The organism is Sessilibacter sp. MAH1 (genome assembly GCF_054658315.1).
In genome coordinates this window covers 89,845-101,888 of record NZ_BAAGIC010000007.1, presented here as the reverse complement: position 1 = coordinate 101,888, position 12,044 = coordinate 89,845, and the positions used below count along the sequence as shown (strand labels likewise).

Below are 12,044 nucleotides of genomic sequence, written 5' to 3'. Positions count from 1 at the left end.
TTTGTGTGGCTGTGTATCAAATTCGGTATCCGAGAGTGATTGAATTTTGCTGCGATTGAATTTTACGACGCATTCCTGCGTCGCCGGAAACTCTTGGCTAATGCGAGTTTCCTACAAACGGCACACTCGAACATTTACACCACCTATTAAAAAGTAGTTCCGCTCTTGATTATTTTTCGATACATCACTCGTGAAATCTTTGCCAGCATGTTCGGTGTCTGCATCGTTCTGGTGTTTATCATTCTCAGTAGTCGCTTTGGGCGCTACCTCGCTGAAGCTGCCACGGGGAGAATTCCTTCCGACATTTTGTTTTCGGTCATTGGTTTAAGAATTCCCGTGGTGTTGGAACTGGTTGTACCGCTTAGCTTTTTTATCGCCATTTTGCTCGCCCTTGGCCGTATGTACGTTGATAGCGAAATGACGGCCTTGTTTGCCTGCGGTTTTAGCCGCAAACGCTTATTGGCGTACGCCTTTGGCCCGGCCACCGTGGTTGCGGGTTTGGTGGCGGTCTTGAGTTTGTGGTTAAGTCCGCTCGGTTTGGATCATTCCAACGCGCTGTTAGAGCAAGCAAAGGCGCGCAGCGAATTTGAGACCTTAACGCCTGCGCAATTTCAATCGCTGGGTGACAGCAGCGCGGTGATTTATACCGAATCGCTCAGTCGCGATCGCAAATCCATGTTCGATGTTTTTGTGGCAACCAGCAGCGATAGTGAAACATCGTCGTCGTTGACCTTGGTAAAAGCAGAACAAGGCGAGCAGATTGTTGTAGAAGAATACGGTCGCAAGTATTTGCAAATTAATCGCGGCTCACGATTGGACGGTGAGCCGGGCAGTGACAGCTATCGAATCGTTGAGTTTGAATCCTATGCTCAGCAGCTCGACGAGCCGGAAATTCGCCAGAAATCCGCTACCGATCGTAAGCCAACGCTGGAGTTAATCGGCGATCCCGATCCCGAATCTCAAGCGGCTTTGCAATGGCGCCTAACCCTACCAGCGTTGGTATTTGTGTTAACGGTGATTGCTGTTCCTTTGGCTTACACCAATCCTCGTCAAGGTCGTTACACCAAAATGATTCCAGCCATTTTGCTGTATTTGTTGTATCTAGTGGCTCTTAATGCAGGGCGTGGTGCAATCGAAGACGAGAAACTTCCCGCCCTTGGTTTGTGGATTATTAATGCGATTTTCTTGGGCATTGGCTTGTTATTGTTTAACGGTTTTAGTTTACGTGGCCTGTTTTCATCGAAAAAAGTGAAAAAGGTGAAACATGCGTAAACTTAGTTTTTATATTGCGAAGACCATTGCCGGTGCCATCTTTGTGGTGTTGTTGGTGATTGTTGGGTTGGATACGCTGTTTTCTTTAATCGATGAATTTACCGATTTAAAAAATGGCTACACCGCCAAAGATGCTTTTTTATACGTGCTAACCAGTATTCCGGGGCGACTTTTTGAGTTTGTGCCGTTTTCTTCGCTGATTGGTTGTTTAATTGGTTTGGGCTTGCTTGCTGGAACCAGCGAATTGGTGGTTATGCGCGCTGCGGGAATTTCTGTATTGCGCATTACCGGCTTGGTATTGCGTCCGGTATTATTGTTGGTGTTACTCGGGATTTTAATTGGTGAATTTATCGCACCTATTACCGACCAAATTGCCGAAAGTAATCGAGCGGTTGCCCGCGGTGAGGAACAGGTTTTTGAGTCTGACTCTGGTTTATGGCATCGCGACGGCAACGAATTTATGCACTTCAACGCTGTGCAGCCGAACGGGAAAATCTTTGGGTTGAATCGTTACGTGTACAACGATGCCGGTGATTTGGTCAGAACCAGTCACGCCGAGTTAGCTATATACGCCGATAAGCATTGGGTAGAAGAAGACGTAGAAGAAAAAACGTTCTTTGAAGATCACATTGAAACCACCACCTATCATTCTCGCGCTTGGGATACGAGAGTTTCTCCGCAGTTGCTCAATGTTTTGGTTTTACCCGAAGATTCTTTATCGATTCGCGATTTGTACACTTTTGCAACCTTCAGACAATCGCAAGGCCTGCCAGCGCGTAAATACTGGCTGACGTTTTGGGAGAAGGTTTTACAGCCTTTTGCGACGATTAGTTTGGTATTGATTGCGGTATCTTTTATTTTTGGCCCGCTGCGCCAAGTGACCACCGGATTTCGTGTTTTTACCGGTGTAATGGTGGGTGTTGCCTTTAAAACCAGTCAAACAATTTTAGGCCCTTCCAGTTTGGTTTTTGGATTTTCACCGTTAATTGCGGTGGCAATTCCTATCTTAATTTGCGCCACGGCGGGTGTTTGGGTGTTGTCGCGTTACCGATAACATTGTTATGGGCTCGCTTAATAAAAAGAGATGAAACTCTGATTAACCTAGAGTCTGCTGCGACATAAAGATATGTCGCCAATTTCAAGAACGGTAGGTGAATGAAATTATGAAGAAATTGCAAATCGCATTGTTAATTTCTGTGTTAATTTCTGTCCTCTGATTAAATTATTGTTGAGTTAATCAGAGGTGCCGAGGGTTTTACTTTTTAGCTTTGGGTAACAAAACTATTCGAGTACGGCTTAGCTTGTCGTGCAAGGTCTGATTATCTTTATCAAGAAGTTGCCAAAGATAACCCAACAAAAATACTCCAAGACCAATGGGGGCGATAATTCCACGAATTACGCAGCTTAAAAATGACGGTTTTTTTCCGTCATTGGCAATAATTTGTAATCGCCATGCACGCATTCCTAAAGTTTGTCCACCGCGACGCCAAAAAAAACAATAAAACGCAAAAATTAATACCACTAAACCCAAAAAACCGAGCGTACCAAAATCGCCTTTTTCGCCTTCGCCGAAGGTTTTGCCGAAAGCGTTCACCTGAATAAAAAGTACCAATGCACCGTAGCCCATACATACAGCTGCCAGTACAAGCCAGTCGTAAATCAGCGCAGTGAATTTTCGCCACAAGGGTGCGTTTGGAAGTTCGGATAGATACATGGTTATTGCCCGTTCAAAATTCTGCGGCAATAGTACCAAAATTAATGTGCAGAATAACCCCGAGCAAGATCAAAAATTGGCTGCTAAGCGGTTGAGTTTGTAGGTGCAGATTCGTTCGGTGGTGCGCAGATTTAGACCCGACTCGTGTTTGAAATGAGTATGGGAAACTCTGATTAACCAGAGTTTCTCGCGACACAAGGATGTGTCGCCAATTTCAAGAACGGTAAGTGATTGAAATTGTGAAGAAATTGGAAATCGCATTTTCAATTTCTGTCCTCTGATTAAATCATGGATGAGTTAATCAGAGGTTCCTATGATCTATTTGTTGCTGATTCATTTATTGCAGAATAGGGCAGATTTTGAAGCTTGGGCACTTTCACGTTTCCAGAAAATGCCCTTGCAGTTGTTCGTCAAAACTCATAAACAAACGACATTTTTACCGAGTCATCTTTTAGGCGCATTTTGTAATTAACTTCGCTAATGCTGCCCTCGCCGCTGGAATCCGGTAGCGCTGTATTGATGAGTTTATTTTGATGATATTTTTGCCAATAGGTTTTTAGGGTCGATTTAAATAAGTTAGAAAAAAACTTACTGCCGCTTTGCAATTCAATATCGTGGTATGACTGATAAATCCATTGGTGATTCATCAGTCTTTGCGTGGTATTTAAGCTGTTATCAAAAAAATTCGCCGCTGAGAATTCCAATTCCTCGTTGGTTAAACCGTAAGCCGAAAAGTGACGATCGGCGCCTTGCCCTTCGATATCTGCCGCATGCATATTTGAATAGGGATACAGATAATCTGGAACGAAAGTTTGTTCTTGTGCCGAGCCTCTAGTGGAATAAATGCAGACCGAAAAGGCTATTAAACACAAGGCTAAAAATTGCAGTGCTAATTTATAGTCTGTGTTGTAGTCCGAGGCAGCAAGTGCGAGGGTGTGATCGTAGGTTTGAGTTTTTCGTTGCTCGAAACCACGGGTTTTTACATGAATTGTTTTTTTACTGTTCATAATTATATCTTCCCAAACAAAGCTTAATCGGTACTGTTTTGCTGAAAAGCTTTTTGTACAGCGTTAATGAATCACTGGTCTTAGATTAAGTATGGTTGAACAGTAATTTACTTGCTGCTATTTCAGCGACTTATTTTTAGATTTGTTTGTTCTGAGCTGAGCGGTAATTCTGCGTGAATATTTGTCCTTATATTATTTCTCTTTAGTGAAGCCGGTTTTTGTAAAGAATACTTTTTAACAGCAATTTAACTGAATCAATTAGGGTATTTTAATGGTCGTTATTATTTATGTGTGTTCATGAAAATATACGAAGCAATATGCGAACCAGCTAATTTCTGTAGTGTTAAATACTGCTCTAGATCTTTGTTTTTATACAAATATTTCTGATTTACTTAGGGCTAAGGGTGGGCTGTAACGCGAGGGGTGTTGTTTTATTCGGCGTGATTTACGGCGAGTATTTTTGAAAAAATTTTTTACCATTCTACAAACTCACCACAGCAAATGCGTGTTAGATAAATTCGAAATGTAACAGATTGGTAAAGATGGGTAGAAAGGTAATATCGGTGGATTTTTTAGAGTGATCGTTATTTTTCGCTGGAATCAAAGCGACACGGATGCCGCTTTGATCTCTTTTAGAATTACTTGTCAGCTTCGTAGCGCGCAACAGAATCTAAAATTTCTTTTTTGGCTTCTTCTACGTCGCCCCAACCTTCAACTTTAACCCACTTGCCAGGCTCAAGGTCTTTGTAGTGCTCGAAGAAGTGTGCGATTTGATCAAGTAACAACTTAGGCAAATCGGTTACGGTTTTCACGTCTTTGTATAACGGAGTGATCTTGTCGTAAGGAACCGCAAGCACTTTCGCATCTTCACCAGATTCGTCGGTCATTTTTAAAACGCCGACAGGACGACAGCGAATCACAGAACCGGTAAGAACAGGAATTGGCATAACAACCAATACGTCTACTGGGTCGCCGTCGCCACAAAGAGTGTGAGGCACATAGCCGTAGTTTGCTGGGTAATGCATAGCCGTACCTAGCATACGGTCAACAAAGATCGCTCCGCTGTCTTTATCTACTTCGTACTTGATAGGGTCGCCATTCATCGGGATTTCAATGATTACGTTGATATCGTCTGGAAGGCTTTTACCCGAAGGGACTTTGTCAAAACTCATAACAGTTTCCATTAGTGTGTGTGAAAAATTGCACCGGAGGGCCCGAAAATTTAGATTTTATCATATTCGAGTTTGTGAACAATTAAACCTAAGTGCACCTTCCGAAGTAGATACATTTGTTGTAGGTCATCTTTCTCTAGGCGCTGTGTTTTCCTGCCAATGGCGGAGTGCTTCATACCATTGATCGATTTGCCAGCAGATTTCTGGCGTAAGCGGATAAGTTCGCTAAGCTTAGGAATGTATAACATAAGACGTTAGTTAAGAAGGGCATTACTATGGCGTTGGAAATTGATCCTCTCGACAACAAGGCACCACAGGCGGAGCGACTACTTAAATTGTTGGCTCATAAAGGTCGGTTGGCGGTACTTTGTAACCTCATGCAAGGCGAGCGGTCAGCCGGTGATTTGGAATCTGTAGCGCGTTTAAGTCAATCTGCGTTGTCGCAGCATTTGGCAAAACTTCGAGAAGAGAAAATTGTTTCGACTCGCCGCGATGCACAAAGAATCTACTATCGGCTCTCTGATAATCGCACGCGAGCCTTGCTCGATTGTATTTCGCAAAACTTTTTTGCTGAAGCTGCCGTCAGTGCAGCGGAGCGTTTACCAGAACGCTCCTTAGCAACAGAGATTACGAATCTATCGGCCTGACGAAGTAATTTAGCGGTTGAGTTCAGCGGCTTTTGAGGCTGAGGCTGGCTGGTGTGCAGCTAACAGCATCGAAATTTCGTTTTTAGAACCCAGTGCTACCGCGACTCTTTGATGAATTTTGGTGGGCTCTATATCTAAAATATTGCCAAAACAGGTGGTTGCCAAGCCACCTGCTTGTTCTACCAAAAGACTCATTGGATTACCTTCATACATTAAGCGAAGTTTACCGGGCTTGTTTGGTTCGCGATTGTCCCACGGATAGGTGAAAATTCCGCCGCGGGTTAGTACGCGATGCACGTCAGCAACCATGGACGCGATCCAGCGCATGTTGAAATTTTTATTTCGACTACCGGTCTCACCTGCCAATAATTCCCCAATGTAATTTTGCATTTCTGGCTGCCAAAAGCGTTGATTCGACATATTGATCGAAAATTCTTTGGTGTCTGCCGGAATATTCATCGCTTCGGTGATCAGTAAAAATTCGCCGCTATTGTTTAAGGCAAATTGCTGTACGCCTTTACCGGTGGTCAAACTTAACGTGGTTGATGGGCCGTACAAGGCGTAACCGGCGGCTAATTGTTTGCGACCCGATTGTAAATAAGCACTTTCTTCGCCGCCGTTAGCTCCTTCGGGAAGCTCTAACACCGAAAAAATAGTCCCTACAGACACGTTGACATCAATATTGGATGAACCGTCGAGGGGGTCGAACAAAACTAGAAAACGTCCTTCAGGATTGCCGCCGACCGGTAAATCTTCTTCTTCAGAGGCGATACCGGCAACACTTGGAATCGCAAGTAATGCTTCTTTTAATAAATCATTGGCGATGACATCCAGTTCTTTTTGGGTCTCACCTTGCACATTGGTGTCTTCGAGCGCACCCAAAATTCCAGTCAATGCGCCTAACTTTAAACGCGCAGAAATTTGCTCACAGCAACCGGCAATCTCTTCAATTAATCCGGCCAGTTGTGCGTCTTTGGTGTAGTTTTTTAGCGTTTCGGTTAGGTTCGCGGTAGGCATTCTAGACTCCTTTTGGAACAGCCCTTGGGGCATTTTGAGTTAATCCCAAGTCAGCAGTTATGAATACATCCTTGAGTGATACCAAATCATAAGCAAAAACCATGATCAATTTGTAAATTGACCGTATATTGCGGCTTTCGATAGATTTGGGCATGTGTGTAGTTGGTAATTCTAAAGAAACCGAAGTTATTTCGAAATATGTACAAGGTAACAATTACAATTTACAAACTACTTTAGGTGAGACTTATGTTTGACGAGTAAGTCAGCTTTTGGGCGTCCCATAGAATTCTAATCTTTTTTGAGTGCCCATAATAACAGCATAAATAACTGAATTTATGTGCAGCTGTGGTACTCTCATTGGCACTTTTAATTCAGTAAAAATCGTATATAAAACCGGAGTTTAGCGCGCGTGCATATTCATATTTTAGGGATTTGTGGAACCTTTATGGGAAGTCTTGCGCAATTGGCAAAAGCGCTTGGGCATCGTGTTAGTGGTTGCGACGCCAATGTTTATCCGCCCATGAGCACGCAACTGGAAGCCGCGGGTATCGAAATGTTTGAAGGCTTTGGTTTAGAGCAATTTACCGGTCGGCCTGATCTGGTCGTTATTGGTAATGCCATGAGTCGCGGTAATCCTGCTGTTGAATATGTGTTAGATCGAGGTATCGCCTATACCTCTGGGCCGCAGTGGCTGTGTGATTATTTATTGCAAGATAAATGGGTGTTAGCGGTTTCGGGTACACACGGAAAAACCACTACAGCGTCTATGTTGACCTGGATATTAGAGTACGCAGATTTCGAACCGGGATATTTAATTGGCGGCGTGCCCGGCAATTTTGAACATTCCGCACGTTTGGGTAAAAGCGATTTTTTCGTTGTTGAAGCCGATGAATACGACAGTGCGTTTTTTGATAAGCGATCTAAGTTTGTTCACTACCGCCCGCGCACCTTGATCATTAATAATTTGGAATACGATCACGCCGATATTTTCCCCGATTTACATGCCATTCAAACACAATTTCATCATTTGGTGCGTACTGTTCCGTCCTGTGGAACGATTTTATACCCAACGGAACCTGCCATCACCGAAGTAATCGATCGCGGCTGTTGGAGTGAAACGCAAATACTCGGTGCAGATTGGACAGCGTCACTGCTCGATGATAGCGGCGCCGAATTCGATATTTATTTTAAAGATGAATTAATTGGCAGGGTGCGATGGAATTTAAGCGGCAAGCACAACGTTAACAATGGTTTGGCTGCGGTCGCCGCGGCGAGAACAATCGGGCTTGATCCGGCGGTTGCTTGCCAAGCGTTGTGCGAATTTAAAGGCGTAAAGCGCCGTATGGAACAATTAGCCAATTTTGCTGATATTGCAATTTATGATGATTTCGCACATCACCCAACAGCGATTCAAACTACCCTAGAAGGTTTGAGAGCTAAAATAAAAGAAGAACGTATCGTCGCTATTATTGAACTGCGTTCTAACACTATGAAGTCGGGCGTTCATAACCATGAGTTGGCCCAGGCGGCTCAGTCGGCGGATGTAGTGCTTTGGTACCAAGCAGGGGATGACCACGACAATTTAACAAGTATTGTTCATCACAGCCCAGTCGCCGCCAAGCGATGCAACAGTATCGATGACATTGTTGAATTGGTACCTACGCTGATTTCTGGCAAAACGCATGTGGTCGTAATGAGTAACGGTGGTTTTGGCGGTATACATAAAAAGTTGATTGCAAAACTTTCTGAAGACAAATGGTAAAAATTAAGGACAAGTGACGTGTCACAAAGAATTACTGTCGCCATAACAGGCGCCTCCGGATCAGCCTACGCATTGCGGCTGATCGAATGTTTATTGGCTTCCGGCTGTGAGGTGTCTCTGTTGATGTCTAAAGCGGCGGAGATTGTTATGCGGCAAGAAACTGGGTTGGCGGTTCCAGCCGAAGAGTGGGGGCCAGTATCGCTACAGCAATTTTTTCAAAACCATTTTTGGGTAGGCCAAAGTCAATTAAAAGTGTATGGCCGAGAAGATTGGTTCTCGCCCGTGGCTTCAGGTTCTAGTGCGCCACGCAAAATGGTGATCTGCCCGGCCAGTGGCGGCACCCTATCGGCCATAGCCACAGGGGCTAGCAATAATCTCATCGAACGTGCCGCCGACGTGGCCATTAAAGAGCGCAGGCAGCTGATCGTTGTTCCCAGAGAAACGCCGTTATCAACCATACATTTAGAAAATTTGTTAAAACTGAGTCAGCTGGGTGTGGTTGTTTTACCGGCGTCACCGGGTTTTTATCATGAGCCAAATCAAATCGGTGATCTGGTGGATTTTGTGGTGGCGAGAATCCTAGACCAACTCGGCATCGAGCAGACCTTAATGGCGAAATGGGGCGAGCGCTAAAGGATTCTCTAGCGCGGGATTTATTGGACTTGAATTGCTGGCCTGTGTTTGAGCGGCCAGCCATTGAAAACTTACCGCTGGGTTAGCTCTGGTTGTGCTCAAAGTTGTAAGGCGATATAGGTTAGATATCCAATGCAACTGCTGATCGCCAATAGTCCAGAGATCATCGTCCATTCTACTTTTGGTGATCTTGGTGTATGGATGACATAAGCACCTGCGTGCGGACGATCTTTTTTCGCCACCGTTGGTTTCGAAGCTACAGGCTTATGCAAAACGCCAATTTGGGTTTTCATGGTTTGCGCTTCTGGGCCTAAAACGCGAAAGCTGAACTGATCGAATTTTACAACATCGCCGTCGTGTAAAGGTTGGCGGCTAACGCGTTGACCATTTACAAAGGTGCCATTGGCCGAATCTAAATCGGTTACCGTTAATGTGTTGTTTTCAATGTTGAACTCTGCATGCAAACGAGAAAGGTGTTTGCTCGGCAAGGTAAGATCTGCCTCGGCACTGCGGCCAAGGGTTTGTTTACCTGGATGTAAATCGAAGTGTTGGCCTTTCATCCAACTGTCGCTGGCAATTAACGACCAAGTGTTTTCTTCGCTTTCGGCAAGTTGGAAGATCTGATCGCCTACTTGAATCAGATCATCCAATTTTAACGCCTGATATTTAAGCGCATCTTGACCATTCACTCGGCAAATCCCGTTGAGCGAATGCATCCAAACCGTTGACGATTCATCCAACCAAAAACGCGCCTGCTTATCGCTTAAATTACCCAAAGAGATTGTCCAGTCGCATTCTGCCGATTTACCCAAAATACGACTGCGTTTGCCGATAAAAAACTGAAGATCGGGGTTTTGAGTGTGTTTGAGTATGTATTGGTTCATTGGATTAAATGGCTCAACGTATTCGGTTTGTGACTGGTGTTAGTAACGATAGACACAAGATTAATGATTGTTCAATTAAGCTAGTGGCCACGTTAGTTGATTAATCTCGCGATTGAGTAGTGGCAATTCACAAAAATCATGTCGTTCTGAACAGAGTGCCAATATTATGCAGCTCTTCACAGAAGACTTTTGATCGCTTAGAAACAGGCTATTTAGAGCGGGTCACAAATATCATTAACCCCGTCGTAAATGGATACTCGGTTTGTTGGGTATTTAAAAAATAATCAGCTCGAAATAGCCTTTTAGAATTGCAGGTTTAGGCCTGTATCGATCTTTTATTGCATAAAAGTTGTATGAACGGCGTTATTATCTCACTTTGTCATTATGAAATCACACGCAAAAACTGAGATTACTCTATTTTTACGCAAATGCATGTTTGCAATAAATGAATTAATTTTGCAATTGCTGTTGTTTTTATAATTATATCTTTTCAATTTTTTATTAAAGAGACGGTTTTTGCGTTTAACGCTTATTATTAGTAAATGTGTTTTTAGGTTTAATTTCGTTGGCAGAAGCTGAATTTATGAATGAGTTAAAAATCGTAAAAATTTATTATTGTCCAGGTTGTCGCTGGTTATTAAGAGCTGCGTGGTATGCCCAAGAGTTACTTTCGACGTTTGAATCTGAGTTAGACGAAGTGTCCTTGTGCCCGGCAAGCAGTGGTAGATTTGAAATTTTTGTTGGCGAGATCAGTGTGTGGGAGCGCAAAATGGATGGCGGTTTTCCGGAAATTAAACTCTTAAAGCAACGTGTACGCGATTTGATTAGTCCTGAAAAATCCTTAGGGCACAGTGATGTGACCTAAAAACCTTACACGGTGGAGTGAATAATTCCAATACCTTGTTATGTTTAAAAACTCCGTGTAACGCAGTCATTCATTCGCAAGTACAGCGAGAATTAGGTAATTAAGTAACTTCTGGCTAGCAGCTGCTGGAGCCAAAAAGCAATTCCAATTTATTCTCAGCTTTAATAATTTAGCGGTGTTGAAATTGGCTAAGTTACTGGTATTTGCGCAAATGCCTTTAATTTACTTGCCGATGAATTTACCTGCCGATGATCGCTAAATTACCGGGTTTGATGGGAGTTTTAGGCAGGTAATTATTTAGGAAGCTCTGATTAACTTAGAGCTTCCAGCGACACATGGATGTGTTGCCAATTTCAAGAACGGTAAGTGATTGAAATTGTGAAGAAATTGGAAATCGCATTTTCAATTTCTATTCTCTGATTAAATCAGGGATGAGTTAATCAGAGATTCCTTTAAGTTTTAAGCTTTCCATTTATATTTACTTTTAAAAACGTCAAAAGTATTTCGATTAAACGTTTTTGCCTCTTTGGCTTATCTATTTTGTCTATCGGAATTTTCGATTGACGCAGCAACAAGTTTTTAAAGTACCGAAAAAGTTTTTAGGAAACTCTGATTAACCTAGAGTTTCTCGCGACACAAGGATGCGTCCCTCTGATTAAATCAAGGATGAGTTAATCAGAGGTTCCTTTAAAAGTACCAAAATCGAAAATACGATTTCCAATTTAGCCAAGGTTTCGGCCGCTTAAGGTTATTGAAGCTGACGGCTTGCCTCAGGATTAATGGAAACTTTTGCTTCATTAGGGTTTCCTATTCAACCATGATTAGAACCACACATTTTTTAGCTTAAACTTGAGCGATGATCGCAGTATGGTTTGCTTTATTTATAAAATCATTTAGTGTGCGCGGCGACTATCAGGCCAATGGAAAATGTGGGATGCAAGAATCCTTAGGCTGCTGTGTGTGTCTTTGGGGTTCGCCATAGGTTTAACGCTTCGCTTTAGGTTAAATCTCGGATATATCCGTCAGTATGGATTTTGCGTCTAGTAAGAGTGCTGTGAATGAGTGGCCTTA

The 12,044-nt window shown here is 43.2% G+C and carries 11 protein-coding genes; 6 read left to right on the top strand and 5 right to left on the bottom strand.

All coding sequences use genetic code 11. The features are described from left to right. The first annotated feature begins 165 nt into the window (after positions 1-165). Both lptF and lptG read left to right on the top strand, forming a co-directional pair. Positions 166-1,272 carry an LPS export ABC transporter permease LptF gene (lptF, locus tag ACYQ28_RS09065; protein ID WP_460049569.1) on the top strand — a complete coding sequence of 369 codons (1,107 nt, stop codon included), beginning with the start codon at positions 166-168 and terminating at the stop codon, positions 1,270-1,272. Further along, entirely contained in the window at positions 1,265-2,326 is a 1,062-nt protein-coding gene (gene lptG, locus ACYQ28_RS09060; RefSeq protein ID WP_460049570.1) for an LPS export ABC transporter permease LptG, read from the top strand. Before lptF ends, lptG begins: the two co-directional genes overlap by 8 nt. Positions 2,327-2,527: 201 nt before the next feature. Here the strand turns inward: lptG and ACYQ28_RS09055 are convergent, their stop codons facing one another. From ACYQ28_RS09055 to ppa, 3 genes are all read right to left on the bottom strand, one after another. Further along, on the bottom strand, positions 2,528-2,986 hold the full coding sequence (locus ACYQ28_RS09055) for an RDD family protein (protein ID WP_460049571.1): 459 nt from the start codon (positions 2,984-2,986) through the stop codon (positions 2,528-2,530). Positions 2,987-3,396: 410 nt separating this feature from the next. Continuing rightward, positions 3,397-3,993 carry a hypothetical protein gene (locus tag ACYQ28_RS09050; RefSeq protein ID WP_460049572.1) on the bottom strand — a complete coding sequence of 199 codons (597 nt, stop codon included), beginning with the start codon at positions 3,991-3,993 and terminating at the stop codon, positions 3,397-3,399. 638 nt (positions 3,994-4,631) lie between these two features. Beyond that, a complete protein-coding gene (ppa, locus tag ACYQ28_RS09045) occupies positions 4,632-5,165 on the bottom strand; it encodes an inorganic diphosphatase (RefSeq protein WP_460049573.1) in 534 nt (177 codons plus the stop codon). Positions 5,166-5,440: 275 nt separating this feature from the next. Between ppa and ACYQ28_RS09040 the strand changes: the two genes are divergently transcribed. Further along, complete coding sequence (locus ACYQ28_RS09040) at positions 5,441-5,812, top strand: ArsR/SmtB family transcription factor (RefSeq protein WP_460049574.1); 372 nt, start codon at positions 5,441-5,443, stop codon at positions 5,810-5,812. Between the two features lie 9 nt (positions 5,813-5,821). On the opposite strand, the gene ACYQ28_RS09035 is transcribed toward ACYQ28_RS09040, so the two are convergent. Next, positions 5,822-6,829, bottom strand: a complete 1,008-nt coding sequence (locus ACYQ28_RS09035; protein WP_460049575.1) for a class 1 fructose-bisphosphatase — start codon at positions 6,827-6,829, stop codon at positions 5,822-5,824. Positions 6,830-7,238: 409 nt separating this feature from the next. Between ACYQ28_RS09035 and mpl the strand changes: the two genes are divergently transcribed. Both mpl and ACYQ28_RS09025 read left to right on the top strand, forming a co-directional pair. Then, on the top strand, positions 7,239-8,591 hold the full coding sequence (gene mpl, locus ACYQ28_RS09030; protein WP_460049576.1) for a UDP-N-acetylmuramate:L-alanyl-gamma-D-glutamyl-meso-diaminopimelate ligase: 1,353 nt from the start codon (positions 7,239-7,241) through the stop codon (positions 8,589-8,591). 18 nt (positions 8,592-8,609) lie between these two features. Further along, positions 8,610-9,224, top strand: a complete 615-nt coding sequence (locus ACYQ28_RS09025) for a flavin prenyltransferase UbiX (protein WP_460049577.1) — start codon at positions 8,610-8,612, stop codon at positions 9,222-9,224. Positions 9,225-9,322: 98 nt separating this feature from the next. Here ACYQ28_RS09025 and ACYQ28_RS09020 read toward each other — a convergent pair whose 3' ends face one another. Beyond that, positions 9,323-10,108 carry an FHA domain-containing protein gene (locus tag ACYQ28_RS09020; protein ID WP_460049578.1) on the bottom strand — a complete coding sequence of 262 codons (786 nt, stop codon included), beginning with the start codon at positions 10,106-10,108 and terminating at the stop codon, positions 9,323-9,325. A 583-nt stretch (positions 10,109-10,691) separates the two neighbouring features. Between ACYQ28_RS09020 and ACYQ28_RS09015 the strand changes: the two genes are divergently transcribed. Further along, on the top strand, positions 10,692-10,973 hold the full coding sequence (locus ACYQ28_RS09015) for an Rdx family protein (RefSeq protein ID WP_460049579.1): 282 nt from the start codon (positions 10,692-10,694) through the stop codon (positions 10,971-10,973). Positions 10,974-12,044 lie beyond the last annotated feature (1,071 nt).

What these genes read in the sequence shown, in the direction of transcription:
- ACYQ28_RS09015 (WP_460049579.1), top strand. Translation starts at nt 10,692, where the DNA reads ATGAATGAGTTAAAAATCGTAAAAATTTATTATTGTCCAGGTTGTCGC.
- ACYQ28_RS09035 (WP_460049575.1), bottom strand. Translation starts at nt 6,829, where the DNA reads ATGCCTACCGCGAACCTAACCGAAACGCTAAAAAACTACACCAAAGAC.
- ACYQ28_RS09040 (WP_460049574.1), top strand. Translation starts at nt 5,441, where the DNA reads ATGGCGTTGGAAATTGATCCTCTCGACAACAAGGCACCACAGGCGGAG.
- ACYQ28_RS09050 (WP_460049572.1), bottom strand. Translation starts at nt 3,993, where the DNA reads ATGAACAGTAAAAAAACAATTCATGTAAAAACCCGTGGTTTCGAGCAA.
- ACYQ28_RS09055 (WP_460049571.1), bottom strand. Translation starts at nt 2,986, where the DNA reads ATGTATCTATCCGAACTTCCAAACGCACCCTTGTGGCGAAAATTCACT.
- lptG (WP_460049570.1), top strand. Translation starts at nt 1,265, where the DNA reads ATGCGTAAACTTAGTTTTTATATTGCGAAGACCATTGCCGGTGCCATC.
- ppa (WP_460049573.1), bottom strand. Translation starts at nt 5,165, where the DNA reads ATGAGTTTTGACAAAGTCCCTTCGGGTAAAAGCCTTCCAGACGATATC.
- ACYQ28_RS09020 (WP_460049578.1), bottom strand. Translation starts at nt 10,108, where the DNA reads ATGAACCAATACATACTCAAACACACTCAAAACCCCGATCTTCAGTTT.